Annotated in this window: 27 protein-coding genes and 1 pseudogene; 18 read left to right on the top strand and 10 right to left on the bottom strand. The window is 49.9% G+C overall.

Annotated features, from left to right (window positions below; translation table 11 throughout):
* The first annotated feature begins 35 nt into the window (after nt 1-35).
* Nucleotides 36-851, top strand: a complete 816-nt coding sequence (locus tag KD147_RS08825; RefSeq protein WP_212547556.1) for an MBL fold metallo-hydrolase — start codon at nt 36-38, stop codon at nt 849-851.
* Nucleotides 852-890: 39 nt separating this feature from the next.
* Nucleotides 891-1,556, top strand: coding sequence for an SGNH/GDSL hydrolase family protein (locus KD147_RS08820; protein ID WP_158678888.1), 666 nt, complete (start codon nt 891-893; stop codon nt 1,554-1,556).
* On the opposite strand, the gene KD147_RS08815 is transcribed toward KD147_RS08820, so the two are convergent.
* The 5 genes from KD147_RS08815 to KD147_RS08795 form a co-directional block, all read right to left on the bottom strand.
* Nucleotides 1,536-2,102: a DUF2799 domain-containing protein gene (locus KD147_RS08815; protein ID WP_105254485.1), complete on the bottom strand. Its 567-nt coding sequence runs from the start codon at nt 2,100-2,102 to the stop codon at nt 1,536-1,538. The two genes, KD147_RS08820 and KD147_RS08815, sit on opposite strands and share 21 nt — an antisense overlap.
* 193 nt (nt 2,103-2,295) lie before the next feature.
* Nucleotides 2,296-3,804 (bottom strand): FG-GAP repeat domain-containing protein, encoded by a 1,509-nt coding sequence (locus tag KD147_RS08810; RefSeq protein ID WP_212547555.1) that lies wholly within the window; start codon nt 3,802-3,804, stop codon nt 2,296-2,298.
* Nucleotides 3,805-4,019: 215 nt separating this feature from the next.
* A complete protein-coding gene (locus KD147_RS08805; protein WP_212547554.1) occupies nt 4,020-4,829 on the bottom strand; it encodes a Rossmann-like fold-containing protein in 810 nt (269 codons plus the stop codon).
* A gap of 6 nt (nt 4,830-4,835) precedes the next feature.
* Nucleotides 4,836-5,207, bottom strand: coding sequence for a hypothetical protein (locus KD147_RS08800; RefSeq protein WP_212547553.1), 372 nt, complete (start codon nt 5,205-5,207; stop codon nt 4,836-4,838).
* 64 nt (nt 5,208-5,271) lie between these two features.
* Nucleotides 5,272-5,685, bottom strand: a complete 414-nt coding sequence (locus KD147_RS08795) for a DUF3429 domain-containing protein (RefSeq protein WP_212547723.1) — start codon at nt 5,683-5,685, stop codon at nt 5,272-5,274.
* 160 nt (nt 5,686-5,845) lie between these two features.
* Here KD147_RS08795 and KD147_RS08790 point away from each other — a divergent pair, with 160 nt between their 5' ends.
* Nucleotides 5,846-5,998: a hypothetical protein gene (locus KD147_RS08790; RefSeq protein ID WP_212547552.1), complete on the top strand. Its 153-nt coding sequence runs from the start codon at nt 5,846-5,848 to the stop codon at nt 5,996-5,998.
* 231 nt (nt 5,999-6,229) lie between these two features.
* Nucleotides 6,230-6,637, top strand: coding sequence for a GFA family protein (locus KD147_RS08785; RefSeq protein ID WP_212547551.1), 408 nt, complete (start codon nt 6,230-6,232; stop codon nt 6,635-6,637).
* Nucleotides 6,638-6,681: 44 nt separating this feature from the next.
* Here the strand turns inward: KD147_RS08785 and KD147_RS08780 are convergent, their stop codons facing one another.
* Nucleotides 6,682-7,245, bottom strand: coding sequence for a TetR/AcrR family transcriptional regulator (locus KD147_RS08780; protein WP_105189150.1), 564 nt, complete (start codon nt 7,243-7,245; stop codon nt 6,682-6,684).
* A gap of 97 nt (nt 7,246-7,342) precedes the next feature.
* On the opposite strand from KD147_RS08780, the gene KD147_RS08775 reads away from it, so the two are divergent.
* The 9 genes and pseudogenes from KD147_RS08775 to KD147_RS08740 all read left to right on the top strand — a co-directional run bounded on the left by KD147_RS08775 (nt 7,343) and on the right by KD147_RS08740 (nt 11,856).
* Nucleotides 7,343-7,801 carry an HPP family protein gene (locus tag KD147_RS08775; protein WP_105189149.1) on the top strand — a complete coding sequence of 153 codons (459 nt, stop codon included), beginning with the start codon at nt 7,343-7,345 and terminating at the stop codon, nt 7,799-7,801.
* 176 nt (nt 7,802-7,977) lie between these two features.
* Entirely contained in the window at nt 7,978-8,487 is a 510-nt protein-coding gene (locus tag KD147_RS08770; RefSeq protein ID WP_212547550.1) for a GNAT family N-acetyltransferase, read from the top strand.
* A 94-nt stretch (nt 8,488-8,581) separates the two neighbouring features.
* Nucleotides 8,582-9,186 (top strand): annotated as a pseudogene (locus KD147_RS16940) (Vat family streptogramin A O-acetyltransferase).
* A gap of 21 nt (nt 9,187-9,207) precedes the next feature.
* Nucleotides 9,208-9,525 (top strand): hypothetical protein, encoded by a 318-nt coding sequence (locus KD147_RS08760; RefSeq protein WP_212547549.1) that lies wholly within the window; start codon nt 9,208-9,210, stop codon nt 9,523-9,525.
* 149 nt (nt 9,526-9,674) lie between these two features.
* Complete coding sequence (locus KD147_RS08755; protein ID WP_212547548.1) at nt 9,675-10,163, top strand: 2-thiouracil desulfurase family protein; 489 nt, start codon at nt 9,675-9,677, stop codon at nt 10,161-10,163.
* Nucleotides 10,164-10,178: 15 nt separating this feature from the next.
* Nucleotides 10,179-10,469, top strand: a complete 291-nt coding sequence (locus KD147_RS08750; protein ID WP_105189144.1) for a DUF6966 domain-containing protein — start codon at nt 10,179-10,181, stop codon at nt 10,467-10,469.
* 111 nt (nt 10,470-10,580) lie between these two features.
* Nucleotides 10,581-10,826 (top strand): DUF6868 family protein, encoded by a 246-nt coding sequence (locus KD147_RS17015; protein WP_349304682.1) that lies wholly within the window; start codon nt 10,581-10,583, stop codon nt 10,824-10,826.
* A gap of 67 nt (nt 10,827-10,893) precedes the next feature.
* Nucleotides 10,894-11,349, top strand: a complete 456-nt coding sequence (locus KD147_RS08745; RefSeq protein ID WP_212547547.1) for a macro domain-containing protein — start codon at nt 10,894-10,896, stop codon at nt 11,347-11,349.
* A gap of 144 nt (nt 11,350-11,493) precedes the next feature.
* Entirely contained in the window at nt 11,494-11,856 is a 363-nt protein-coding gene (locus KD147_RS08740) for a hypothetical protein (protein WP_105254508.1), read from the top strand.
* A 247-nt stretch (nt 11,857-12,103) separates the two neighbouring features.
* Here KD147_RS08740 and KD147_RS08735 read toward each other — a convergent pair whose 3' ends face one another.
* On the bottom strand, nt 12,104-13,123 hold the full coding sequence (locus KD147_RS08735) for a PliI family lysozyme inhibitor of I-type lysozyme (protein ID WP_212547546.1): 1,020 nt from the start codon (nt 13,121-13,123) through the stop codon (nt 12,104-12,106).
* A 316-nt stretch (nt 13,124-13,439) separates the two neighbouring features.
* On the opposite strand from KD147_RS08735, the gene ahpC reads away from it, so the two are divergent.
* The 4 genes from ahpC (at nt 13,440) to KD147_RS08715 (ending at nt 16,749) form a co-directional block, all read left to right on the top strand.
* Complete coding sequence (gene ahpC, locus KD147_RS08730) at nt 13,440-14,009, top strand: alkyl hydroperoxide reductase subunit C (protein WP_212547545.1); 570 nt, start codon at nt 13,440-13,442, stop codon at nt 14,007-14,009.
* A 74-nt stretch (nt 14,010-14,083) separates the two neighbouring features.
* Nucleotides 14,084-15,637, top strand: a complete 1,554-nt coding sequence (ahpF, locus tag KD147_RS08725) for an alkyl hydroperoxide reductase subunit F (RefSeq protein WP_212547544.1) — start codon at nt 14,084-14,086, stop codon at nt 15,635-15,637.
* A gap of 218 nt (nt 15,638-15,855) precedes the next feature.
* Complete coding sequence (locus KD147_RS08720) at nt 15,856-16,215, top strand: hypothetical protein (protein ID WP_212547543.1); 360 nt, start codon at nt 15,856-15,858, stop codon at nt 16,213-16,215.
* A gap of 9 nt (nt 16,216-16,224) precedes the next feature.
* Nucleotides 16,225-16,749: an SEL1-like repeat protein gene (locus tag KD147_RS08715; protein ID WP_212547542.1), complete on the top strand. Its 525-nt coding sequence runs from the start codon at nt 16,225-16,227 to the stop codon at nt 16,747-16,749.
* A gap of 71 nt (nt 16,750-16,820) precedes the next feature.
* Here the strand turns inward: KD147_RS08715 and KD147_RS08710 are convergent, their stop codons facing one another.
* Together KD147_RS08710 and KD147_RS08705 are read right to left on the bottom strand one after the other, a co-directional pair.
* Nucleotides 16,821-18,116, bottom strand: a complete 1,296-nt coding sequence (locus tag KD147_RS08710) for a hypothetical protein (RefSeq protein ID WP_212547541.1) — start codon at nt 18,114-18,116, stop codon at nt 16,821-16,823.
* A 57-nt stretch (nt 18,117-18,173) separates the two neighbouring features.
* Nucleotides 18,174-19,016 carry a patatin-like phospholipase family protein gene (locus KD147_RS08705; RefSeq protein ID WP_105189335.1) on the bottom strand — a complete coding sequence of 281 codons (843 nt, stop codon included), beginning with the start codon at nt 19,014-19,016 and terminating at the stop codon, nt 18,174-18,176.
* A 259-nt stretch (nt 19,017-19,275) separates the two neighbouring features.
* Between KD147_RS08705 and KD147_RS08700 the strand changes: the two genes are divergently transcribed.
* Entirely contained in the window at nt 19,276-20,199 is a 924-nt protein-coding gene (locus KD147_RS08700) for a cation diffusion facilitator family transporter (RefSeq protein ID WP_212547540.1), read from the top strand.
* A gap of 113 nt (nt 20,200-20,312) precedes the next feature.
* On the opposite strand, the gene KD147_RS08695 is transcribed toward KD147_RS08700, so the two are convergent.
* Nucleotides 20,313-24,866, bottom strand: coding sequence for an EAL domain-containing protein (locus tag KD147_RS08695; protein ID WP_212547539.1), 4,554 nt, complete (start codon nt 24,864-24,866; stop codon nt 20,313-20,315).
* Nucleotide 24,867: the final 1 nt, after the last annotated feature.

Genomic DNA, 24,867 nt, shown 5'->3' with positions numbered 1-24,867 from the left:
TAATTGTGACTTAATTAGCCATATTAGGTGCCGCGATGGCGAAATACAATAAGGTCATTGTTACTTTTTCGAGCACCTCAATGAAAATTACCCAGTTACGCAATGCCACAGTGATCATTGAATATAAACAAGAGACCTTATTGGTGGACCCCATGCTGGCGCCACAGGGCAAGGCGCCGGCGCTAAAATACCTGGGGGCAAAACGGCGCAAAAACCCACTGGTAGAGTTGCCGGATAACAGCGAGGAGTTACTGGCCAAGGTCACTCACTGCTTGATCACCCATTGCCAAAAAGGTCATTTTGATCATTTGGACCGTGCCGCGGTGCGCTGGTTACGGCAAAGGCAAATTCCGGTGCTGGCTGCTAACGCCGATGAGGCGTTTTTGCAAAAACGCGGTTTGCATGTGATGCCCCTGTCGTCAAAAATGAGCAATGCTTTTGCCGGTGGGCTTATTGAGCTAGTGCCTTGTGTTCATGGTCATGGCATAGTGGGGAAGCTGATGGCCCATGGCGTTGGTTATTACATTGAAATGCCAGGGGAGCCCAGCGTGTATATCACCGGCGATACCTTGCTGACAGAGACCATTATCGATTTTGTGCAAGCCCGGCAGCCCGATGTGATTATCGCTCCGGCGGGGGGAGCGCGTTTTGATTTTGGTGGCGAAATTATTATGGGTGCCGAGGATGTGTTGGAGCTGGCATCCATCGCTTACGGGCAGGTAATAGCCAACCACTTGGAAGCGCTGGATCATTGCCCGGTAAGTCGCCTACAGTTGGGCGAAGCGGCGTTGGATGCCGACCTGGGCGAGCGCGTGCTGATCCCCGATGATGGTCAGACATTGGCATTTTAATGGCGATTAACGCCGAGCTTTATTTTTGGAGGCAGTAGGGTGACTCATATTCTTTGTTTTGGCGATAGTATTACCCGAGGCGAAAACGACGCGGCAGCAGGCGGCTGGGTCGACAGATTAAAAGCACGGGAAATTTGTCGGTTTGTTACCGGTTCACGGGCTGAAACCTGCGTGTTCAATATGGGCATAGGCGGAGAGACCAGCGATGGTCTGGTGCAGCGCTTTGCTAATGAGCTCGCGCCGCGTATGGCTTCGCCGCAGCGTACTTTTGTTACCCTGGCTTATGGCGCTAATGATGTGGCGATCACGGCGCAGCAGCGCAGCGTACCCCTAGCGCGTTTTATTAGCAATTTGCACATCTGTATCGAGCATGCCCTGGATATGGGCGTCCAGCCGATTTTGATCAATATCCTGCCCGTTGCCCAATGCTTGGATGGTGTGACCAATAACCTGGGTAAGCGCCGCCTGAATACGGATATAGCCAGTTATAATCAGGCCTTGGCGCAGTTGGCCGAGGAGACCTCGGTGCCGCTTATCGATGTTGCGGCCTTGTTTTCCAATAGTCGGGGTGGATTCGGGCTATTGACCGCCGATGGCGTACACCCCAACAGCGCCGGACACCGGCTGCTGTTTGAGTGTATTGATAGCCACCTCGAGAAAATCACCCAGGGAGAGCCTGTGGCACTAGTGGATATGCAGCTCTAGCTTATTATCCAGTATGGGCAGCAGGGCGCGCTCGCGACGCAAGTCGTCCTGTTCATGCTCAAGGCGATGACGACGGTGTTTAAGCTCGCGGCGCTGCTCGCGGGTCAGTTCTTCTGAGTGCAGTTGCCAGTGAATGTGTTTCAGTTCGTCGTCAATCTGGTTGAGTCGCGAGGAAATTTCATTGCGATGGCGATTCACCACGTATCTGTCATGGCCTTGCTGCCAGGCGAGGCGAAATTCTTCGCTGCGACAAATGGGGTTGTAGTCTCTGCCATTGAGGCCTTGGGTAAAGGCGTTTTCCGGCTCGCAATAATCTTTTAAGCCCTCCTGGTGGCCGCGCTTATAGTCTTCCAAGGTCGGGCGCACACCGTATTCGAGGCAGTCATAAATAATGTTTTTACCATTGGCTAGGGTGCGACCTTGCTGGCCATGACCAAAGCCGATATCAAACCAGTCACCCCGTTCACATTGTTGCTGCGATATGCTTGAGCAGCCGCTGAGCAAAGCCAGCATCATTATTATTAATCCGCTTCGGACTAAACCCATAGTGATATCCTGTTGTAGTTATTATTGAAACACCGACTTGAAGCAGTATCTAGCGCCGTCAAAATGGCACAAATTAGGGGTAATTTACCCAAGTTCAGTGAGTTATTAAAGAGTAGTGAGGATGAACAAGCGCTGTTTTTGAATCAACAGCGCTTGCTAGACGCGTTCCGAGTGAGGCGCCAAAACACCTAAGTTAGCGGGCAAACAACAGGCTTAAGCGTCGTTTCAGCTCGGGCTTGTCGAGCTGGCCATAATAGAGTAGCAGATCACTTTTGCCGTCGTCGTTGATATCCGTGCTGCTAATATTGCTGCCGGATTGCGGCAGGGCGAGCTTTTGTTTTTGGCTGCGGGCAAAGGCCTGCTGGCCCTGATTAAGGCGATAGACCAGGGTGTCGTTATCTTGTGAAAACAGCAGATCCTTGCGGCCATCGCCATTGATATCGGCGAGCATGACCAGGGGTTGACTGGCGCGACCCTTACTGATGCTGAAGTTCATTTCCGTTTCATAATCCAGCGACGGCTTTTTCGGGAACTGCCCTTGCTGATTTTGCCAATACAGCAGAATATCCTGATCTATGCTGCTGGCCAGCAGCGCCGAGATCACTTGCGAGACCCCGAGCTCAAAGCTGGCGACCATCACTTCCAGGCGACCATCGCCGTCGATATCTTGCAGTTGCAGGTCTGTTAAGGTGCCCTCGGCGCTGACCGTGGTATCGGCCTTATTGGCGTAGCTAAGCTGGCGCTGCTTATCCAGGCTACCGTAATAAATTTCGTAATCATTGCTTCTATCGAACACCCCGGAGCTCTTGGTGTAGCGCACCACTAAATCGGGGATGGCATCGCCATTAATATCCTCAAAGCGCTCTAATTTGCGGTATCTAAGGTCGCTTTGGTCCAGGGGCTGGCCGTCATCATCGAGCTGATCCCACCAGTCTATGCTGTAGATGCCACCGCGGATCGCCAGTTGCTGATGCTCAAAATGCCGTTTATGGGCGTAGTAAAGGTGCAACTTACCTTCATGCAAATTGGCAATATCCAGGCGACCATCCCGATTCAGATCCAGCGTAAACACCTGTGCCGGCGAGGCATTGAGTTCAACGCCTTTAAGCACGCTGTGGCTGCCAATATCCAGGCTGACCTTTTTATGGCCACCTTCGTGTTGTGAAAGCCACACGTGCAAGTCGGTGAAATCCGCCAGCATGATGTCGCTGTCGCCGTCGTTATTAAAGTCATGGATAAAATCGATTTGGCGCATAAAGTTACTGCGCTTAATGCGATAAATGGAAGACACATCGGCAAACGCAAACAGGCGCGCCTCGCCTTGTTGCTGCGGATACTGATAGCGGCCCACATGATCATGGGCTAAGAAGTAAAGCGTTTGCTCGGCCTTTTTCTGCTCACTGATATCGTAAGCAAAATACTCTTCGCCGATGGCAAAGCGGTCAACCTGTTGCAGCTTGCCATCGACCACGGCCAGCACCGCCACCTGATGGGCCTGGGCTTCATTGCGACCAAAGACCACAATTTCCTTGCCCGGATGAGGCGTGAGATCGGCGCTTAGCGGCGTGCGACTGATATTAAAATCAAGATCTATGCTCAGAGCCTGGAATGGTTCGGCCCGAACGGGCTCGGCCTGAATGGGCGTTGCCATCAGGCCCAAAGGCAGGCTGGCCAACAGTGCTGTTTGTAGAAATCCCTTCATGGTCAACTCTAATAGTTCGCATTATTTCTACTACAGTGCCAACAGCAGCACTCGAGTGCAAGGGTCAATATGTAAGCAAGTGTTCGTATTATGCAAGCAAGCGTTAACACCATACGAGCAAGTGTTAGCACCATGCTGGCAAGCGTTGGCACCATGCGAGCAAGCGTTGGCACCATGCGAGCAAGCGTTGGCACCATGCGAGCAAGCGTTAGTTGCTAATCTGTGTTTTTATGAAAGTCCGCCAGCCAGCGTTGCCATTGGCTGTCATAGCCCTGCATATGGCGATGTTGTTTGGAGTTCATGTGGCCCTGGCGGTCTCGCTCGCTTTGAAATGGGCCGGCGCGGCAAAGTAGACAGCAGTGCGGGTCATCAAGGTGATGGCGTCGGTGGCAATGCGTGCTCATCTCACTCTCGGCGTTGAGGGCGTAGGTGTAGGTAATGCCCAAGGTGTCTTTAACATGCTTGTCGCGGTCAACATTGCGTACCTTGTAGCCGGGAAAGCGACGTAAATCGAAGGGCTGCTCGCCTAAGAAGTGCATCGGCGTACGCGATGTTAAGGCATGGTCTAACCCCCAATGGCTATAGGGTTTAACGTCTTTGGAGGTGATATAGCACAGGCCCGCGCCTTGTGGTTCGAGGGCATAACGGGCGCTGTTAAGTAAATACCGGTGTAACAGGGCGCGATTGAGAATATTCAAGCCGCCGTTTTGTTTTGCCGCGGTAAAGGCCTGCTCTGAGCCGAGCTGGCTTAACAGCGGAAACTGGAAAATAACCAGATCGAAGCGCTTTTCACCCAGGCGCTGCCAGCTCTCTAATGAGGTGACGTCAAATTCAAAATCTAGGCTGACCTTTGCGGCGCGCAGCGCATCTATGCCGTGGTGCTGGTATTTATCGCGCAGCGTTGTTTCGCTGTCGTAGACACTGCCGTGTAATTGCGACGCCGGGTAGAAATCCAATAAAGCCTTGGTGAAGGTGAGATCGCCATCGCCTACGGTTAACACCCGCCAGTTGCGCTGCAAATACATGATTATTTATTCACCTTGTGGTTGCGGCTCGTCGCGGCGCAGAGCCCCAGCGGCATATAAACGCGCCTTTAGTGACTCGATGGCGATTTGGCGAATAAGCACATGCAGGGCAATCAGGGTGGCAATGGCAAAATGCACCGGGCCATGGCTGAAGCCCAGTTCCGGGTTGTAAATGGTGGCGCCAAACATGATAAACAGCAAAACCATGGCAATTTCCAGCAGTTGGTTGCTGTAGAAGGTCAGTTTGCCTTCACGCTTATGGTCTTTTTTGATGTTGACCGCGCAGAAAAACGGGATCACTTTCACCTTAAAGGCGGCATTTTTCTCAACATAAATCTCACCTATTTCATCCAAGGCGTGGCGCAGGGCATCTATCATAATTTTGCTCGTGTTCTGTTAGGCCGGCGCAGTGTAATGCAAAGGCGCCGGACTGTCTAAGGGTTCAGTCGAGAAGACTGGCGATCATCAGCAGGTGGGTGACAAACACCACGGAAGTCAGCACAAAGCGCATCTTGCGATAGTCCTTATGGTGCTCTTGCCAGGCGGGCGCCTTGGCCTCAAACAGCAATACCAGCCAATAGCTGGCGCTGAGCCAGGCCAGGGTGAAAATACTGTTGCCTAACGCCAATAGCGGGATGGGTAAAATAGGCACTATAGCAGCAATGGCGCGGCCGTGGGGCTGGTTGCCCGGGCGCCACAGCTGACCGGCTAAAAAGCTGACAATGGCGATACTGTAATAGATAAATAAGGGGGCAACCGACTCGCCCTGGCCGGATAATAAGGTCCAGCCCTGCATGGCCAAAAATGGCAACAAACCCAAATAACCCAGTTGAATATGATTTACATAGCGCTCAATAGCCACAAATAACTCCGCAAATTAGCAACCTACCAATTGTACGTGTCAGCGGGCATTAAGTTCAATAAACTTTCCATCTGCTTTTTTAGGGTAATTGCCTGCGCTTCGAGGTGCTGATAGCTGAAGGGTTAATCATATTCAGTAAGAAGCGAGCTGGGACATGCAGGTTAAGTTCTTAACAGAGGATCAGGATCACCCCGAGGTACTCTCTGAGGTACTTGAAGTTTTATTGCAATTGCGTGGTCAATACACGCCTGAGACCCTGACCGAGCAGGTGAAAAAGCAACAGGCCCAGGGCTATCTGCTGGTTTAAGGGCTACGCTCAGGCCAATCAATACCCGCAAATCCACCTCGACTCCGGTGTGCAGCGCTTCCCCGCCCACCGTTTTTATCTGCGTGAGGGCTTTAATATTGCCAGCCATCATTTTTCTTTGCTTGATGTCTAATCGCCGCTAAGGCACTCTGTAACTAAAAGAGAAATAAGCTATTTATACCCTCATCAATATCAAACGGTGAGGGGGTTTCCGGCTAATAAGGAAAAGCGATGTACAAAGGAAGTTGTCTGTGTGGTTCAATCCAGTTTTTGTTGCATGGCAGTGTGACGGACATCATTCACTGCCACTGTTCGTTATGCCGCAAGGCCAGTGGCAGTGCCTACGCTACCAATGGCTTTATAAATGCCGATGAGCTGGAGCTGACGGATAATAACGGTATGCTGACTTTTTTTGAAAGTAGTGAGGGTAAGCGAAAATACTTTTGTAAAACATGCGGCGCGCCCATCTATAGTGCAAACGCGCAATCCCCAACAAGATACCGTCTTCGTCTAGGAGCCCTGGACAGTGATATTTCCGAGCGTCCCATTTCCCATAATTTTGTAACTTCTAAGGCAAACTGGGAAGACTTGGATCTGATGCTTCCCCGTTATGAGAAGCACGAGCCCGGACGAAAATAGGCGCAGTTGGTAGCTTGCCAACTTAGGTGTTTGATACCCACCGTTTACTCGGGACTTTTGGTTGCAAAAGTGTGCAGTATGTCGATGCACCTTTTCGTAATAAGTTGTTTTTTCCCGCCCAGATGAGCACTGACAATGGCTCCTTCCTTCATAAGGCAAATGGCATCAAGCAATAGGCCATCGGCGCTCTTGAGGTGGCGAGCGATGATTTCGCGAGTCGCTTCTTTATGGTGATGACAAAAGCGAAGGATATCGCTGTTAACATCACTAAACTCCGCCGAGGTATTGATAAAAAAACAGCCCCTAAAGTCTCCGAGTTGGGATTCTCCATCGTTAAACCAACTTTCCAATGCCGAAAATAATTTCAGGACAACTTCCTCATCTGATTTAGCTCCCGTCAACACTGTTTCTAACCAGGCGGCAAAAGTATCGTGTCGTTGCTGCAAGGCGGCTAACACCAAAGCCTCTTTACTTTGAAAATAAGCGTAGAGTGTGCGCTTGGCAACGCCGGAAACATTCAGTATTTCATTGATACCAATAGAGTTAATTCCATTTCTATAAAAAAGCGTGAGGGCTGTATCTACCAGCAATTGACGTTTTTGGCTCATGGGATGCCTCCTTTATATGCATATTGACAAAGGTAGACCGAATTGTCTACATTAATGCGAGGTAGACAGAGTGGTCTACTTTTTTTGGGAGTTTTAAATGAACAATCTAGTGTTATCGGTTATTGCGGGTGTTGGCGCTTTCCTGGCCATAGGTTTACTTTCTTTTTTTGACGCCACAATGAGCAACGTGGCCTTGCTTATGGCTCCGTTTGGAGCGACGGCGGTACTCGTTTTTGGCGTGCCGGAGAGCCCACTAGCGCAACCAAAAAACGTGATTCTGGGTCACTTAATTACTGCATTTGTTGGTGTATTCTTCAGCCAATATCTGGAGGTATCACCCTTAACATTATCTTTAGCAACTGGCATTGCCGTCAGTGCCATGCTGGTAACCAAAACCACCCATCCGCCCGCAGGCGCTAACCCTCTGCTGATTATGTTGTCGGGGCAAACTTGGTCGTTTCTTTTTACTCCGGTGCTGGTGGGGGCGATTTTGATCGTTTTGGTCGGTAAAGGTATGCAGATGGTGCTGAAGCAATACCAAAAAACGGCTAACTGACAAAGGGGAGCTGAGGCTGGCTGACAACGGCGAGGTTATCAGCCAGTGCTGGCAAAAGGTTAAGCTATTTGTTATCAATGGAGAAATAAACGAGCAGGGAAGCTTTTAAACGCACTCACGTGACACCTTTCCCGCCACTAAGATATTAGCTATTGCCTAATATTCGAGGTAACCCAATGAGGCATGTATGTGAAACCGAGCGCTTGACCATCAGGCAACTTGATTTAAGTGATGCCGAGTTTATTCTGCGCTTACTCAATGAAGAGTCCTTTCTACGTTATATTGGCGATAAGAAGGTTCGTACCCGGGAAGATGCGCTCAATCATCTGACAAATGGCCCCATGGCCAGTTACAAAAACCATGGTTTTGGCCTGAACCTGGTGCAGTTAAAAGGTGAATCAACAGCCATAGGCATGTGCGGGTTATTAAAAAGGGAAGAGTTGGATTACCCGGATTTGGGCTACGCGTTTTTACCCGAATTTTGCGGCAAGGGCTACGCCCGCGAAGCGGCCGAAGCTCTGTTAAAACAAGCGGTGGCTGAGCATAGCTTGCACACTATTTTAGCCGTTACAGCTCCCAATAACCTAAGATCCATGCACTTGTTGGAAAGTATCGGCTTTAATTTAAAAGGGACCCAGGAGCTGTATGGCTTAGAAAATAACCTCTTTGAGTACCGCAGCTTGTAAGCAAGTACCTATAAAATAACGCAAGAATATATCTTAACGTCACAGGCTTCATGGAGGCATTTTGAACGGACCAAGCCCAGAAGATAAAGAGCCCATGAAAGGGTTTCCCCAAGTAGGGTATTTAAAGAACTTTATTACGTCTGAAAATATTATTGTCGGGGACTACACCTATTACGACGACCCCGAAGGGCCAGAGCGGTTCGAAAGCAATGTGCTTTATCATTTCCCGTTTATCGGCGACAAACTCATAATCGGAAAGTTTTGCGCCATAGCCAAGGATGTAAAATTCATTATGAATGGCGCCAATCATAAGGTATCCGGCTTTTCTACTTACCCGTTTCAGATATTTGCTAACGGTTGGGATAAGGTGATGCCCAAGCCGGGCGATCTGCCTTATAAAGGTGATACCGAAGTTGGCAACGATGTCTGGATTGGCTATGACGCCACTCTTATGCCCGGCGTTAAAGTGGGTGATGGCGCAATCATTGCAAGTAAGTCTGTGGTAACGGCCGATGTTCCAGCCTACAGCGTGGTCGGCGGCAACCCAGCCAGGGTCATTAAATACCGCTTCGATGAAGCGTAATCAAAGAGCTTTTAGCAATAGCCTGGTGGGACTGGAGCGCCGAAAAAATTACACAACACTTAGAAGCAGTTGTGGGCTGTGATCTGGCGGCACTGCGCAAAGCAAATAAGCCGTAAAGGGCAGTATTAACCAGCACCATGACCCAGGTTAAAACTCTTACCCTCGCCATCTCTGCCGGCATTGTTGCCCTTGTAGTTGGCGCGATCGCCTTCACCCTTAGTTGGAATCTGTGGGATTACTGGGGCGGCCCCATGCCTGGAATTCAGGTGTTGCTGTTTCCCGGAAATTTGACTCTGATCCATGTGTGGCACCCCTTATTCACAGAAGAAGTGAGTTTTTGGCCTAAGCTCGCGCTTCTTTTTATTGGCCAGTTTGTCGTTGTTACCCTGGTGGCGGCCCTTTTTATCGGCCCGGTTAGAAAGTTTAATTGCCTCTTTGCCCATGCAAACCGCTAGCGCGCGTTTCGTATCAGGGAGATGATAACGTGTTTGCTTGCATTGAAGACTTTGATGGGGGTGTTTTGGTTGGGGCGACAAAGTACCAAAATAATTTATAACAAGGCGATCCGCCGCGTTAGCTATTTTTTAAATTTAAGGAGCTACACTTGGAAAAGGTGTTAGTCAGTGCGTGCTTGCTTGGAAACAAGGTTCGCTACAATGCGAGTTGCTTATCTGTGCCAGAGTCTGATTTAAATTGGCTGCAAACAGGTGTTGAACTTGTAGTTTGTTGTCCCGAAGTTTCGGCAGGTTTACCCATTCCCAGAGCCCCGGCTGAAATAATCGCAGGTCAAGGAGTTGACGTCCTGCAAGGTGCTGCAAGTGTTGTGGGCAATGATGGTGTTGATGTCACTCATCAGTTTATTGTTGGCGCCAAAAATGTGTTGAAGCTATGCCAAGAACAACAAATAAAGTACGCGGTGCTCGCTGAGGGCAGCCCCTCCTGCGGTAGTGCAAAAATCTACGATGGTACATTTAGCGGCACTAAAGTAGATGGTTTGGGAGTAACGGCCGCATTACTAGAACGTGAGGGTATTCGCGTATTCAGTCAATATACCATAGCTAGCCTTAGAGCAGAGCTGGAAAAAGATAGCTAACACGGCGTGATATGTATGGGTGAAAAAACGAATCAATTAATTGAGGTTTTAACCGAGCTTCGACAGTTAACATCAGAAGATGACCAAGAGCATTGGGTTAAATTTTTGCTCCTTGCTGAAACCCGATTAAAAAAGTCTGACTTTTCAGGGATAGAGCATTTGTTGGCTGGCTATGGCGGGCTGGGTTCATTTAATGATGTTTGGATCCAATCAAGCAAAGAAAAAGATGAAAGGTTTTGTTTTTTAAGGTCCAAGGCTTGGGACCTGGCAAATTACATTAAGGAAAATCATGAATTTATCACTTAACAAGGTGCTGAGGTCATGTCGGACTTCGCCCTCAAGGTCGATGCGGTACGCGCTAAAGTGCAGCCCCTTAGCGGCGCGTTAGGGTGAACCCAAACAACGGAGATATAAATTATGCTCGGTGCAAATGAACTTACTGCTTTTTTCGGTTGGTGTACTGTAATAAATCTGGCTTTTTATTTGCTGTCCGCATTTTTTATTTTGGTATTTAAAGATTTCACTATTAATCTTCACAGTAAAATTGCAGGCGTCGCGCCTTCCGAATTACCACGTATATACTTTAATTTCATGGGTAATTATAAACTCGGTATATTGCTTTTAAACCTTACACCCTATATCGCACTCAAGTTAATGGGATAGATAAAGCTCCGCATAACAAGGTGTTAAGGTGGAACTGTGAAAAGGCGTCTGATGCCAGGGAGTCATTGTGAAGACTGTAGAAGGTGATTTAATTAAGCTCGCCCTGGCTGGTGAATTTGATGTCATCATTCATGGGTGCAATTGTTTTTGCACCATGGGGGCAGGTATTGCAAAAGCAATAAAAGCTGAATTTCCTGAAGCATTCAAGGCTGACCTTGATACTGAAAAAGGTTCAAAACAAAAACTGGGTACTTATTCTCAAGCAAATGTAGAAAGAAACGGGAAGGCCATAACTATTATCAATGCTTACACCCAGTTTAATGGGCATGGCCGCGGTGTAAAAGCAGACTACGAAGCAATCCAAAGTGTTTTTTCGCGGCTTAAAAAAGAGTTCAGTGGCTCTCGCTTTGGTTACCCTCTAATTGGCGCTGGGCTGGCGGGCGGTGACTGGAATGTCATTTCGCAAATTATTGAAACCGAGCTAGCCGGTGAAAACCACACCCTGGTGAAATTCGCACCCTAACGAACTTTGAAGTGCAGTTTTTAGCGCGCCACCATGCACCTTACATATAGTCCAGTTAAAGTGAACCGTGTACCGTGGAAGGTATCAAGCTTACAAGGTAAGCTACCTTATAAGGAATTACTAATAACCTATTAGGCATCTGAAATGTTGATTCAAAGAGCTCTATTATTTGTAGTTACAATTGGGATTACATTATCCGCTGGTGTAGCTGGAGTATACGGTGGTGAAGCTGTTGCAGTTAAGTTATTTGGCCCAGAAATATTGGTCGGCCCATACACAGCTTTATCACCAAAGTTGTGGGTTCTAATTTTGTTTTTTGGATTGGGTGCACTTGTATCTGGCTTTGGTGTTATTTCCTTATTGGTTATGCCTCTTATGTTCATGTTCCCTAACCATAGAAAGCCTTTCTCCTGGATGAAAAAGCCTTCAAAGAGGCAAATACTGGTTCTAAAGTGGTACGCTGAAGGGCTTAAAAAGTATACGGATGATTTGGAAAGAAACGCCTAGCAAGGTTGTCAAGTTCTCTCCAGCCCTTCGGGCCTGCGCGTTACAGCCAAGCCGTTGGCTTGTATGCCCTTTCAACGGCGTTTATATCAGTTTTTAGCCATACCCATTCACTAAAAAACGCAGACTATCAGGCTCCTCCCGTTTGAATTTGCGCTGCGAAGCCTTGCTTTGGTCGCTCGTCGCCCAACGCGACAAGATCTATCGGCAAAGGCCTCGCCCACACCCAAAGGCGGTCTTAGTAAAGCCATTACTGAGGTAAATCCAGCTCCACCACCTTATCGATAACAAAGCGACGCATTGCCTCGCCATCGACCAGCTTGTACTGCACCTGACGCATTTTTTTCGTCGGCCCGGCATTGGTGTCGTTTTCGCCATAAACAGGGAAACGCTGCACCAGAGAGGTTTCTACAATGGCGAATTCATCATGGCCCATGTAGCCGGCGCTGATCATAGGCTGCTCGGTCACGGGTTGAAAATAAATCTGGCTCATGGACTTTTTGTTGTTCACCGAATAGCCTATCACCTCACCATAACTGCCACTGCCATCGGATTGGGTAAAGACCAAGAGCTCGGGAGAGCCATCGGAGTTTAAGTCCTCAATCTCGGCGCTCACCACACGGCCATTAATTCTATGGCTGACCGCCTCGTTGCTGATGGATAAGCCAAAAGGCGCTATGGTTAGCCGGTTTTCACCTTCGCCCTTAAAAGACGTGACATTAAAGCCAATACCCTGTAACACCAGGGTTTTATTGAAGATGCTTTGGTCCAGCTGGCTGTTATCCAAAGGCTCACTCAGCTTGCTGTAGCCGCCCTTAATCGAAGCACCGCCGGAGCAGAAGAAATTAAGCATGCCTTCGGCTTCTGGCTGTTCTGTGCTGATTTCAATGCCTTGCTCAGTGAAGTCAAAGAGTATGGCGGTGCCCTGGGTTTCGGCCTTATAGCGGGTGTCGCTTAATCGCTGTGCCGTGCCCGTGTAGGTACAGGTCGGGCGCTTTCTATCGATACGAGAGCGTATTGATACATTGATTTGCTCGGGGCCGCTTTGGCTCACCTGTACCGCCATCCAGTCATAACCTTGGTCGCGTTTTTGATATTCGCCACTGACATAATTACCGGCAGGGTTGAATGCACTTGGCACAGGCTTGGTTTTGGCATTCTCGACCGTGTTTGCTTTGGCAGGCATTTGGGCTGATTTAGTGGCCTTAGGTTCATCCTGACAAGCCGCCACACTCATGGCTAAGGCGAGAATAAGGAGGTTCTTGATCATAAGCGGCATCTTGTTGCTTTGTTTCTAAAGAAGAGACTTTTCAATCTAGCATAGAATAATGGCTTTACCCAGCGAGCTAGCCTGGTTTGTGCTGGCTCATGTCCATGATTTGCCCTGAATTTTGTGGGTGGATAACCCTGAAAAATAAAGGAGCAGAACATTTGCGCCCAAGATCAATCACAAAATACGATTGAAGTAATCTAAACAATCAATTTTATTTATCAACCCCTCATCGTTATCTTAGTAATCAAGCCAGCGGGGCAAGGTACTTCCCGTACTAATTCACTTAAATCATTGAGATAAATGAGAGGATAAAATGAGCAACTCTTTAATCAACACAAAAATCAAACCATTCACAGCCACCGCCTACCACAATGGCGATTTCACCGAGGTGAGTGAGCAGGATCTACTGGGTAAATGGTCAATCGTGTTCTTCTACCCGGCGGACTTCACCTTTGTATGTCCTACTGAGCTGGGCGATTTGGCAGACCACTATGCCAAGCTACAGGAAATGGGCGTAGAGGTGTACTCGGTATCAACCGACACCCACTTCACCCACAAGGCATGGCACGACGCATCAGACACCATTAAGAAAATCCAATTCCCTATGATTGGCGACCCAACAGGTCAAATTACCCGTAATTTCGGGGTAATGATTGAAGAAGAAGGTCTGGCACTGCGCGGTACCTTCGTGATTAACCCTGAGGGTGAAATCAAAGTGATTGAGACGCATGACCTGGGCATTGGCCGCAGCGCGTCAGAGCTACTGCGTAAGGTTCAAGCCGCTCAGTACATCGCCACTCACGATGGTGAAGTATGTCCGGCCTCATGGCAGCCAGGTGAAGAGACGCTTGCGCCTTCACTGGACTTAATCGGCAAAATCTAAGTCGTCCGAGTTACATAAGTCAGACTGTGGCGGTGGAGACACCGCCTTTTTCTTCTAAATTGTTGAGGCAAACCATGTTAGACACTGCAATTAAAAATCAATTATCAAGCCATTTAAGTACGTTGACGGGTGACATAGAACTGGTTCTTGCCCTCGACGACACGAACAAAAGTAACGAATTACAGGCGCTGGCCAATGATCTAGCATCGCTAAGCGAGCGCATTCGCGTCAGTACAAATAACGACGAACAAGCCCGCCGTCCATCGATGACGGTTAAGGGCGAGCAGGGTACGGCCATCGCCTTTGCCGGGGTGCCCATGGGCCATGAGTTTACCTCTTTGGTACTGGCCATACTGCACAGCGGTGGCGTTGCCACCAAGGCCGATGCGGCTCAGGTTGAGCAAATTAAAGCACTGGATAAGGAACTGAATTTTGAGATTTATATCTCCTTAAGCTGTCAGACCTGTCCGGGCGTGGTGCAGGCCCTTAATACCATGGCGGCACTGAACACACGGATCACCACTACCATGGTCGATGGCGCTTTATTCCAGGAGGAAGTGGAGGCCCGCAATATTATGGCGGTGCCCACGGTATACCTAAACGGTGAAGTCTTCAGCCAGGGCGCCATCAGCCTAAACGATATCCTCACCAAGGTGGACGCAGGCGCCAGTGCCCGTCAGGCCGAGCTGTTAAATGAAAAAGCCCCCTACGACGTACTGGTTGTTGGTGGCGGTCCGGCCGGTGCATCCGCGGCCATTTATGCGGCTCGTAAGGGGTTGCGCACCGGCGTGGTGGCGGAGCGCTTTGGCGGCCAGGTTGCCGATACCCTGGCGATTGAGAACTTTATCTCGGTCAAGGCCACCGAAGGCCCTAAGCTGGTGGCCCAGCTTGAGGAGCATGTTAAAGACTATGATGTGGACGTGATTGATAACCAGCGTGCATCGCGACTTTACAGTGACAATGGCAACCACATTGAGCTTGAAAACGGCGCCACCTTAACGGCCAAGGCGGTGATCCTGGCCACCGGTGCCCGTTGGCGTGAAATGAACGTGCCCGGTGAGCGCGAATATCGCGGCCGCGGAGTGGCCTACTGCCCGCACTGTGACGGCCCCTTGTTTAAAGGCAAGCCCGTGGCGGTAATTGGCGGTGGTAACTCGGGTATTGAGGCGGCCATTGATCTGGCCAATATCGTAGAGCAGGTCACTGTACTTGAATTTGCCGATACCCTGCGTGCCGATGAGGTCTTGGTGCGCAAGGCGCAGAGCATGGCCAATATCACCATCATAAAAAGCGCGCAAACCACACAGGTGCTGGGCGATGGCAATAAGGTAACGGCGCTGGCCTATACGGATCGCAACACGGGCGAGCAGCATCAGCTCAGCATTGCCGGGGTATTTGTACAAATCGGTTTGGTGCCTAACACCGAATGGTTGAAAGAAAGCGGCGTGACCTTGTCAAAATTCGGCGAAATCGAAGTGGATAATCGCGGTGCCACCAATGTAGAGGGCGTGTATGCGGCGGGCGATGCCACCAACTCCGCCTTTAAGCAAATTATTATTGCCATGGGCTCAGGCGCCACCGCCAGCCTGGGCGCCTTTGACTACCTGATCCGTCATCACCAGGAGTAAAGCCTAACCAGCTACTGCACTTACACCCTGAAATCTCCAGTGGTGCAGTGTCCTAGCCGCTCAATTGAGCGGCTTTTTTTTGTAGGTGCCTCAGTCAGCTTGGCCTTGATACAAAAATCGACACTTTTTGCTTTGTAGTAGAAGCGAATGAGTTTTATGGTGAACTGTATTTTTCGTCTTTCGCCGTTTATGTTGAAATGAATCTGACTCTAAAAAATATGACAAGCTATCAGATTATTTTCATTTCTTCGGCCTTGATGACTGCCGCCACTACAGCATCTTTACTGCATTCTTATCTATATTTTCTCCAAATCAATTACTTGCAGTTGCTTCTCTGTTTCGTTGGCTTTATCTCAACCTGGCTGTCGCTTATAGAGTCAAACAAAGCAAAGGCTGTGACCTTGCTCTTTTGGCTAGTACAAACCTTATCTTTTGGTGGTGCCACTCAAGAGTATAGCTTTGCACCCTTTCTCGCTTTAAAAGTTACTCTTGGTGTCAATTTGCATAACTACGCGGCCTTCAACTTACTAGCTATTTATTTCACCTTTTATTCCTTTGCCAAAATTGAATCAAAGTAGGAGAGCACGATGTTTAAGGGATTAGTCATTTATATATTTGGAATTGCTTTCGGTGTTTACTGCAGTGCTATCTATTATCAATATGAACTCAGCTCCTTACGTATGCAGAGTGCTCAAGAAGCAAAACAGGACACCGAGATGTTTATGAAGGTGTTCTCGCGGATCCATTTAGGCTATTTAGAAGCGGCACAAGAAGGTGAAAAGGCGCTTTTTCGCAGGGCTTATTATGGCTACCAAGCAATAACTGAAGACTGCTTTAAAGAGAATGCACTTAGATTCAGAAGTCAATTTATTGAATTTCTAGAGCAGGATTGTAAGGAAGGAGTGATAAGTTCCTGCGCCAATCTTGGCTCTTATTACCTTGAACAGCAGCATTATGATAAGGCACTGCCATTGCTTAAGAAAAGTGCCGAAACGGGAAATAAACAAGCCATTGGGGACTTGGTTGATCTTTACTTGAGCAAAGACTGGCAACATGCCAATCCGCAAATAGCGAAACAATGGATACTAAAGCTGTCGGCAAGTGAAAATTAAATGCGTTAGGGTCTAACATTTGCTTTCAGAGCAGTAATTAGTTATTAAAGCTCAATCATCGCACCTGAGCTTTACGTTTGTACCATCACTTCTGTTTCCTCTTGCACATCTAACTCGCCAACATGCCAGTAAAAAGCGCCTATTTCCTGAGTCAGGCGTTTTTTAACCCAGGCCGGATAGGCGGCATCGTCCGTGGGGGTCATCTCAAAGGAGTCTGGACCCATGGCATTAGTTGCGAGCTCTGCAAACGCCTGTGCGTAAGCGCGACTGGCGCCGTCCTTGTCGCGTTTATCCACAAGCGGCAACACCAAGGGCAGGGGGCAATTGATATTCATAAAGGCTTGTAAAACGCCCCATAGTTCGGTGGCGGCGCTGACATTAATGGCGCACCAGGTGCTTAAGGGCACGCGTCGTCTAGGCGTTTTTTGTGGGTAGCGCGGGTAAATTTCCAAGGTGGTGCTTGGCGGCTGGGTTTGATTGCCCGGGCTAAAATTTGCGTAAGCGTTCAGCTCGCTAAAATGGCAGCGCCATTGCAACACCTTATTATGGTAATGCTCGACCATGCCTTTGTTGCGCTGGAACACCAAGTAGGGATAAAAGCGTGTTACCTGCATTTTGGTCTTTTTATAGATAAAGGGCAGGGCGGCGGAGGTTAGAAAAAGCGCGACATAGGCGGGAGTATTGACGGGCTCTGACAACACCTGGATCAGCATAAAAGGCCAGCCTAAAAATATCATCAAAAAGTTCAGGGCATTTAGTCCCCAGAGCAGATTGCCAAGCCAAGATCGTTTCCAACTATAGAAAGTGAGGGAATCGTTACTCCAGTAATACTTATGTTTGGCGATAAAGCCTGCTTTATCCAGCCGTTGTGACGGCTTCATGTCTAGCAAAGATAGGATATGCAGCGGCTGCAAATTGATCAGCGTGCTGTAGTCGAGCCTATGCATATTAACGTGCTCTTCGGGACAGAGTATATCCCTGCCAGCATCCAGGTATTCTTGATACCGCCAACGCAGGTAGAGGTGAGAAAGCAACCAAGGCGCTGCCGCCGCGATTGCAACCGCAAACCAATAACCGGCAAATTGCCAGGCATGGCTATCGGCGATGATGTTTTGCCAAAACAGGCCATGACTAAGAGCCAGGCCAACGCTTACTCCTGTGCCAATGAGCAGTAAGGGGACCGCAAGCAGGGCAAGTATAAAGAACACCTTGTCCAGGGTGCGATAGGCAGAGGAAGGCCGTGGGAAGTCAAATTCGTCGGCCACAGGTTCAGCCAGGCTGAGTGTGTGTTGATCTGGCCCCTGCCAGGGAGACGTCCCTCGAGAATAAGTCGATGCGGTGGCGGGTTTAGTAACTGCGTTATTCATATCTGACATCCTGTCGTATTGGCCATTAAGGCTGAGAAATGGGCGTAGAAGGCACCGTTAGGGTGTACTGATAAACGCCTGTGCGGCGTTGCGGCCCATGGCATAACCGGCATCGAGTTTAGCTAAATCCCGAGTGGTGCGGGAGATGTCAAACTCAGTCGGTGGGGCAATAATATGGATCTCGCAGTCGCTTGGCGGCTGCATAATGAAATCCAGGCTGGCATTATAATCGGCCCAGCGGGTAGCCATGCGTTTTGCCAGTGCCGGCGTATCTCTTAACAGGCGTTGAGTCAGCCAATTAAATTTCGCCGGTTTTTTACGATAGCCCAGGGGCTGAGATAGGATCACGGTGATCTTATTGGCACCCATGGCGTAGGCCTGGCGCACGGGAATGGAGTCGCCTATGCCGCCATCGGTATAGCATTGGCCCAGGTACTCGGGGTAATCCCGGTACGCCAATGGCAAGGCACAGGAGGCCTTTAGCACCTGCTCCAGATTCTCAGCCGTGCCTTGAATGTACTCGGCCTGGGCGTTGTGCACATTGGTGGCTACCACATAAAAAGGGGCACTTTGGCTGGCAAAGGTCGCCAGGTCTAAGCGAATTTCACTGATGGTTTTATGCCACAACCAGTCCAAATCAAACAGGTGGCCACCGCGGACAAAGCGTCCATAGCTGATAAATTCGGGGCGACAGGAATAGTCGGTGATCACCTTGTAGTTACGGCCGTGTTGGGCGCACAAAAAAGCGGCGATGTTGGTGGCACCGGCCGACACGCCAAAGTACATATCAAAGGGTTGGTAATTGGCCGCCAGCCAGGCATCGAGTACGCCGGTGGCAAAGATACCGCGCATTGCGCCGCCTTCTACGACCAGGGCGTGCTTAAGAGAAGAAGTTGCCATGCTAATACCAACACTTTGTTTATTAGGGAGTTTATTTTCAGAACAGCCTACCATCTAACGGTTTTACGAGCCAGAAAATGGGACCAGCGTCGGCGCTATGCTTTGTTCGGGCTTGGGAGCTGTTACGCGCCCCTCATGTCATCATGGCTGATTTTACAGCATTCGCAGCGGCGAAGTGCTGAAAACGGGTGTAATATTGTCGCAAAACAATTACAATTGCTACTATATATCATTTCTCTTCTTTAGTGACCTTGCGCCCATGACCGACATCACCACCCATCAGGCTTCACGTAAACGCTTGCTCATCGCTTTGAGCATCACGTGCAGCTTTATGGTTATTCAGCTGGTGGCGGCGTATTTTGCTAATTCCCTGGCGGTATTTGCCGATGCCGGACACCTGTTTGTGCATAACAGCACCTTGTTTATCGCTATTCTGGCTTCGTCCATCGCCATTCACCTGGCGCGCAACTTTAACGATGGCTTTAACAAGGCGGAGTTGGTTGGGGGCTTGATCAACGGTAGTTTATATCTGGCCATTAGTTTGACCATTCTCACCCTGGGGACGGATCGCTTTGTCGATTTGCAACACGGTCATGAGCGTGGCGATGTGAACCCGCAAATTATGGCGTTGGTGTCCATGCTGGGTTTTGTGTTTCATGGCACTGCCGCCTGGGTGCTTTATAAGGGCCGCAAAGAAAGCATTAATGTGTATGCGGTGTTTTTGCATACCTTTTTCGATTTGCTCTCCACGGTCACCACCTTGGTGGCAAGCGTGATTATTGTGCTGACCGGCTGGCAGCAGGTGGATGTGCTCTTTAGCATGTTGATTGCGGTATTTGTGCTGGTGACCGGCTTGCGCCTGATATTCCAGTGCTTGCAGCGTTTGCGAGCGTCTGCCGAGGCGTTGCCTAAGGCGACCCGGGTAGAGAAGGCCTTAAGCCGACTCGATCATGTCGCCAGTGTCCATAATGTTACCGTGTCCATAGTGGATAATGCTCCCGCGGTCGGTGCGCATATCGTTTTAAAACACCATTGTACCGTGGCCGCCCATGATGCCATCTGCCGCGCCGCGGCGGAGCAGATGTTGGCGAGTAAATTTAATATTCCTCACAGCGTGTTGCAAATTGAGGCCAGTGCCAACGGCGCTCATCATCAGCCTTGTGGTGCCAGCGAGGCAAGCTAAACGGCGCGACTGTGCGAAGATCAATTCCCTTTTACCGCCTTTGGGCCATGCTTCTAACTGGCTCTGCCAGCTTCATTCAAAGCGCTAAAGAGCGTATTTCAAGAGCCTAGTGGCTACAGGCTATTCATCTTTTCCAGGGTTTTTTCCAGGTAATACTTAGCCGCCAGGGTCGCGGCATCGCACGGCTTGGCAAAGAAGAAGCCCTGCAGGTGATGGCAGCCGAGCTTATTTAAGAAGAAGATTTGCTCTCGTGTTTCCACCCCTTCGGCAATACAGTACAGTCCCAGGCTGCTGGCCAGGTTATGTATGGTGCGAATAATGGCCTCGTTGGTGGGGTTGATGCCGATTTGGCGCACAAAGCTTTGGTCTATCTTGATCACATCGATAGGGAACTGATTGAGATAGGTCAGCGACGAGTAGCCGGTGCCAAAGTCATCCAAGAATAGCTTTAAGCCGGCGGCCCGCAATTTATTGAGCTGCGCCGCCGCCTTGGCCTTGTCGTCCAACAGGGTGCTTTCGGTGATCTCCAAGCGCAATTGTGCCGGGCTGACATCATGCATGGCGAGGATGTCTACCAAACGCTCGGTCAGGTTGGACTTAAGAATATGTATGGGCGAGAGGTTCACCGACAAATAGAAGTCATCATAGGTACTAAACCATTGCTTGAGCTCACGCAGGGCGCGATGCAGCGCCTGTTCGGTGATAGCATCGATCAGGCCTATTTCCTCGGCCACCGGAATAAACTCGGCGGGCGATATAAACTGGCCCTCGCTTTGCCAGCGCAGCAGGAGCTCAACGCCGACGATGCGTTTTTGGTGGATATGCACTATGGGCTGATAATGGTTGGTCAGCAACTCGTCGCGATAGGCATCTTGCAGGGCATTTTCCAGCATCAGTTTGTGGGTGATGCGGTTGTTCATCTGCTCGGTGAAGAACTTATAGCCGTTACGTCCGGCGTTTTTAGCGTAGATCATCGCCATATCGGCGTTACGGATCAGGTCTTCGGCATTGTCGGCATCAAAAGGAGACAGGGCAATACCGATACTGACGGAAATATTGATGGTGATGTTGCCGATTTTAATCGGTTTTTCCAAGGTCTTGGCCAGGTGCTCGGAAAGTTCACTGAGTGACTGCGGCGATTGCACCTGCTCAATCAGTAATAAGAATTCATCGCCGCTTTGGCGGGCCAGCAGTGAATTATCATCGAGTTGCTCGCTGATGCGCTCGCAGATACAACACAGCACCTGATCGCCCACCGCATGGCCGAAGGAGTCATTCACCGGCTTAAATTTATCCAGGTCGATAAACAGCAGGGCCAGAAGCGATGAATTTTCTTTGGCGTAGTCGATGGCCTGGGCTATTTTGCCGCGCATCATGGTGCGGTTTGGCAAGCCGGTGAGGGGGTCGTAATTGGCCAGGTAGCGCAGCTCGTCCTCGGCGCGCTTCTGCTCGGTCAGGTCGGTGATCACCACCACATAGTAGCTGATCTCGTCGCTTTGCTCCTGCTTGTCACGACACACCGCGGTTACGCTTATTTGCACCGGATGGCGAATATCATGTTTGGTGCGAATTTGTTCCTCTACTCGCCAGTTATCGCCCGCCGCTAATTTGCCAATCAGCCCCATATAACGCTGGAACTTTTGCTTGCCCAGGGCGCGCACGAAGGGCTGAATACTAAGTCCCTGGCTATTTGGATCGGAAAACGCCCGTAAAAAACTGTCATTGGCGGAAAATGGCTGCAGGTGCTCGTCTAAAATCAATAACCAATCGCTGATCTGGCCTATGGCCTCACCCAGTACCGTGGCCTGTTGGGCCGAGGCTTTGGCGTCGGTGATATTGGTGTAGATCCCGGACACTTCCTTTGGTTGGCCGTTGGCATCGTATTCGGTGATCCGTCCTACTTCGTGATACCAGTGCCAGGTGCCTTGTTTATGGCATAAACGGTAGGTGAAGTCCCAGGTTGCTTGTTCGCCCTGGTTTAAAAAGCGCTTCCAGTTAAGTCGGTAACGGTCGACATCCTGAGGGTGGATTAAATCGACGTACTGCTCGAACGAGCATTGATTTTGAATTTCTCTATAACCCAGCTCTGCCGCCAGGCGGCGCTGCATAAAGCGCCGTTGCTCTACCTGATAGTGCCAGATACCGCTGTTTGAACTTTGCAGTGCCAGGTCGGTTTGTTGTTGCGAGGCCAGCAACTTGCCGTGGGCGCTATGCAAGCGTCTTTGTTGGCGTCTTAGCCACAGCATCCAGGTGCCCAGGAGCAGGGCACTGATGACTATATAGAGGGTAATGGCTACGGGTGAGCGCCAGGGCGCATACGCCACTTCAATGCCCAGATGCAAGGTACGGGACCACTTGCCCGACACCGGGTCGAAGGCGCTAATGCTGAGCTGGTGTGCACCGGGATTCAAAGTAGCAAATTGCAAGTTGTTGCTGGCGTAGTTGGGGTATTTAAACTCGCTGGCGCCGCTAAGGCTGATTTTGTATCGCACCTGATCGCGATGAATGTAATCGAAGCTGGAAAATGAAATAGTCAGGCCGAGGTCGTCATGTTGTAACTGCAATGGGGTATTGGCGTATTTGCTTGGCGTGTAGTCCAAGGGCCGAGATAGCAGGTTAATGTCGGTAATTTGCGGTGCCGGGGCAATATAATGATTGGTGGCGGTAATAAAGTCTGCGGGATCGACAATCAGCAGGCCTTTGACCGTGCCAAAAGCGAGCTCACCGCTGGCCAGCTTGGTTGCCGAAAAACCGTTGAATTCCGCCGCCGAGAGGCCGTCTTTAACGCTGAAGTGACGTAAATGGCCACTGTTGATGTTATAGCGATACAAACCGTTATTGGAGCCAAACCATAAGAAACCAAAGTTATCTAACACCGGGGTAAATACACTCAGACTACGTAGGCCTTGTGCTGGGCCGATACGGTCACGCTCTTCCAGCGTTTCTAAATCCAGGGCGACCACGCCTTCACCGTCTATGCTGATCCACAGGCTGTTATTCTGATCCAGGGTCCATGAGTCGATTAAATTGTTTGACTGCGCGTTTACGTATTTGGGTTCGTAAATGGGGTGCAGGCTGTCGTTGTTGACATCGTAGCGATATAAACCGCCGCCGTAACTAATAAGTGGGTCGTCTTTGTGGGTGGGCAATGGCGGCAAAAAGTGCGAGGCGTGTTCTGGTTGCAACTGTTGTCCAATAGACGGCAAGGCCTCAATTGTGTTGCTGGCCGGATCGAAGCGGTAAAAGCCTGACTGGGCAATAAAGTAGGTCATGCCGTTGGCCAACTGATAGAGCCCCCAACGCAGGGCTTCAGCATCGAATCCAATTGGATGGGCGGCATTTTTAAGGGGATAACTCACGTTGTTTGTGGTCATATTCAGCAGGGCACTGCCCTGGATAGCCAGCACCCAAAGACTGTCGGCAACATGAGTCGCCGGCTGCAACTGGTAAACGGTTTGTTGCCCCATGGCCATTTTTTTATCGTCAAGGGTCATCAAGGTGGTGCTTGGCCCCTCCTTGGGGATTTTATTGAGGCCATTACCGCTGCCGACCCACAGGGTGCCATTGTCTTGCTCATAAATGGCCCACGCAGCGTGACCATGTTGGTACTTGCCAGTGGCCAGGGCCTTTTGCTTAAAGCGCATGGCCAGGGGCGACCAGGAAAATACCCCTTGGGCTTGAGAGCCGAGCCAGAGCATGCCGCTTTTGTCGCGAAACATCGACATGACGTTGTTGTCGTTGACCGCATAACGAGAGTCGCTAAAGCGGATCAGGTTGGTGGTGTGGCGGGTTTGCCGATTAAATTGCAGCAGGCCATCTTCGGTGGCTACGAAATCCACGGTGCCGTAGCGTTGCAATGACCAAATATTATGATTGTCTATCAGCGTCTCGATAACCGGCTTCTGGCCTTCAAGGTTACGTCGATATAGGCCTTCTACGGTGCCCACTAAGAGGCCAAATTCGTTATCCCACTGTAGGAATTTGATATTACGCTGGTCATTACTGGCGTGCGCAGTGGGTAAATGGGTTAATGCCGAGCTGGTACCATTATGATAGCGGAATAAACCGGTGGAGGTGCCTATATACAGGCTATCTTCGTGAGGCAGCAGGGCCCGTACCATATGGGTGGGGTTGTTCAGGCTAAACACCAGCTCCAAAGAGCGATTAGTCAGGCTGTACTTATATACCTGATGGTTAATGCCGAGCCAGATAATGTCTTGGTTATTGTTATCCTGGCTTATTTCCCAAACGGTCGCGTATTTGGCATCGACTTCGGACAGGGGGTTGCTGAGTAATTGCTGTGAGCTTAGGCTCGCCGGGTCGACTAAAAACAGGCCGTTAAGCTGAGCTGAGACGAGAAAGTTGCCATTTTTCAGTGGCGTGATAGCCAAAATAGCATCGCTGGCCAGGGCAGGGTCGGCACCGTTAAAGAGGTTAAGTTGATAACCATCGTAGCGATTTAGGCCGCGATCCGTGCCAAACCACAGATAGCCGAAATCATCCTGGGCTATGGTATTAACCGTCCCCTGGCTTAGCCCTTCCTCGGTCGACAGGCGTTGCAACTGATAGCCATAGTTTACTGGGGTGGCAAAAACGACATTAGCGCTGAAAAAGAAGACTAAAAAGCTAAGTAATGCGTTGAGCAAAAAACTGATATAGCGACGCAAT

Source organism: Pseudoalteromonas sp. BDTF-M6 (assembly GCF_018334135.1).
In the GTDB taxonomy this organism is placed as follows: Bacteria; Pseudomonadota; Gammaproteobacteria; order Enterobacterales; family Alteromonadaceae; genus Pseudoalteromonas.
This window is presented reverse-complemented; position numbering and strand designations above follow the sequence as displayed.

Bases quoted from the DNA above. Each gene is read 5' to 3' on its own strand.
- KD147_RS08735 (WP_212547546.1), bottom strand. From the start codon at position 13,123: ATGATCAAGAACCTCCTTATTCTCGCCTTAGCCATGAGTGTGGCGGCT.
- KD147_RS08750 (WP_105189144.1), top strand. From the start codon at position 10,179: ATGGGTGAAAAAACGAATCAATTAATTGAGGTTTTAACCGAGCTTCGA.
- KD147_RS08810 (WP_212547555.1), bottom strand. From the start codon at position 3,804: ATGAAGGGATTTCTACAAACAGCACTGTTGGCCAGCCTGCCTTTGGGC.
- KD147_RS08815 (WP_105254485.1), bottom strand. From the start codon at position 2,102: ATGGGTTTAGTCCGAAGCGGATTAATAATAATGATGCTGGCTTTGCTC.
- ahpC (WP_212547545.1), top strand. From the start codon at position 13,440: ATGAGCAACTCTTTAATCAACACAAAAATCAAACCATTCACAGCCACC.
- KD147_RS08790 (WP_212547552.1), top strand. From the start codon at position 5,846: ATGCAGGTTAAGTTCTTAACAGAGGATCAGGATCACCCCGAGGTACTC.
- KD147_RS08760 (WP_212547549.1), top strand. From the start codon at position 9,208: ATGACCCAGGTTAAAACTCTTACCCTCGCCATCTCTGCCGGCATTGTT.
- KD147_RS08720 (WP_212547543.1), top strand. From the start codon at position 15,856: ATGACAAGCTATCAGATTATTTTCATTTCTTCGGCCTTGATGACTGCC.
- KD147_RS17015 (WP_349304682.1), top strand. From the start codon at position 10,581: ATGCTCGGTGCAAATGAACTTACTGCTTTTTTCGGTTGGTGTACTGTA.
- KD147_RS08710 (WP_212547541.1), bottom strand. From the start codon at position 18,116: ATGAATAACGCAGTTACTAAACCCGCCACCGCATCGACTTATTCTCGA.
- KD147_RS08780 (WP_105189150.1), bottom strand. From the start codon at position 7,245: ATGAGCCAAAAACGTCAATTGCTGGTAGATACAGCCCTCACGCTTTTT.
- KD147_RS08825 (WP_212547556.1), top strand. From the start codon at position 36: ATGGCGAAATACAATAAGGTCATTGTTACTTTTTCGAGCACCTCAATG.
- KD147_RS08805 (WP_212547554.1), bottom strand. From the start codon at position 4,829: ATGTATTTGCAGCGCAACTGGCGGGTGTTAACCGTAGGCGATGGCGAT.
- KD147_RS08775 (WP_105189149.1), top strand. From the start codon at position 7,343: ATGAACAATCTAGTGTTATCGGTTATTGCGGGTGTTGGCGCTTTCCTG.
- ahpF (WP_212547544.1), top strand. From the start codon at position 14,084: ATGTTAGACACTGCAATTAAAAATCAATTATCAAGCCATTTAAGTACG.
- KD147_RS08800 (WP_212547553.1), bottom strand. From the start codon at position 5,207: ATGATAGATGCCCTGCGCCACGCCTTGGATGAAATAGGTGAGATTTAT.
- KD147_RS08740 (WP_105254508.1), top strand. From the start codon at position 11,494: ATGTTGATTCAAAGAGCTCTATTATTTGTAGTTACAATTGGGATTACA.
- KD147_RS08785 (WP_212547551.1), top strand. From the start codon at position 6,230: ATGTACAAAGGAAGTTGTCTGTGTGGTTCAATCCAGTTTTTGTTGCAT.
- KD147_RS08700 (WP_212547540.1), top strand. From the start codon at position 19,276: ATGACCGACATCACCACCCATCAGGCTTCACGTAAACGCTTGCTCATC.
- KD147_RS08705 (WP_105189335.1), bottom strand. From the start codon at position 19,016: ATGGCAACTTCTTCTCTTAAGCACGCCCTGGTCGTAGAAGGCGGCGCA.
- KD147_RS08715 (WP_212547542.1), top strand. From the start codon at position 16,225: ATGTTTAAGGGATTAGTCATTTATATATTTGGAATTGCTTTCGGTGTT.
- KD147_RS08770 (WP_212547550.1), top strand. From the start codon at position 7,978: ATGAGGCATGTATGTGAAACCGAGCGCTTGACCATCAGGCAACTTGAT.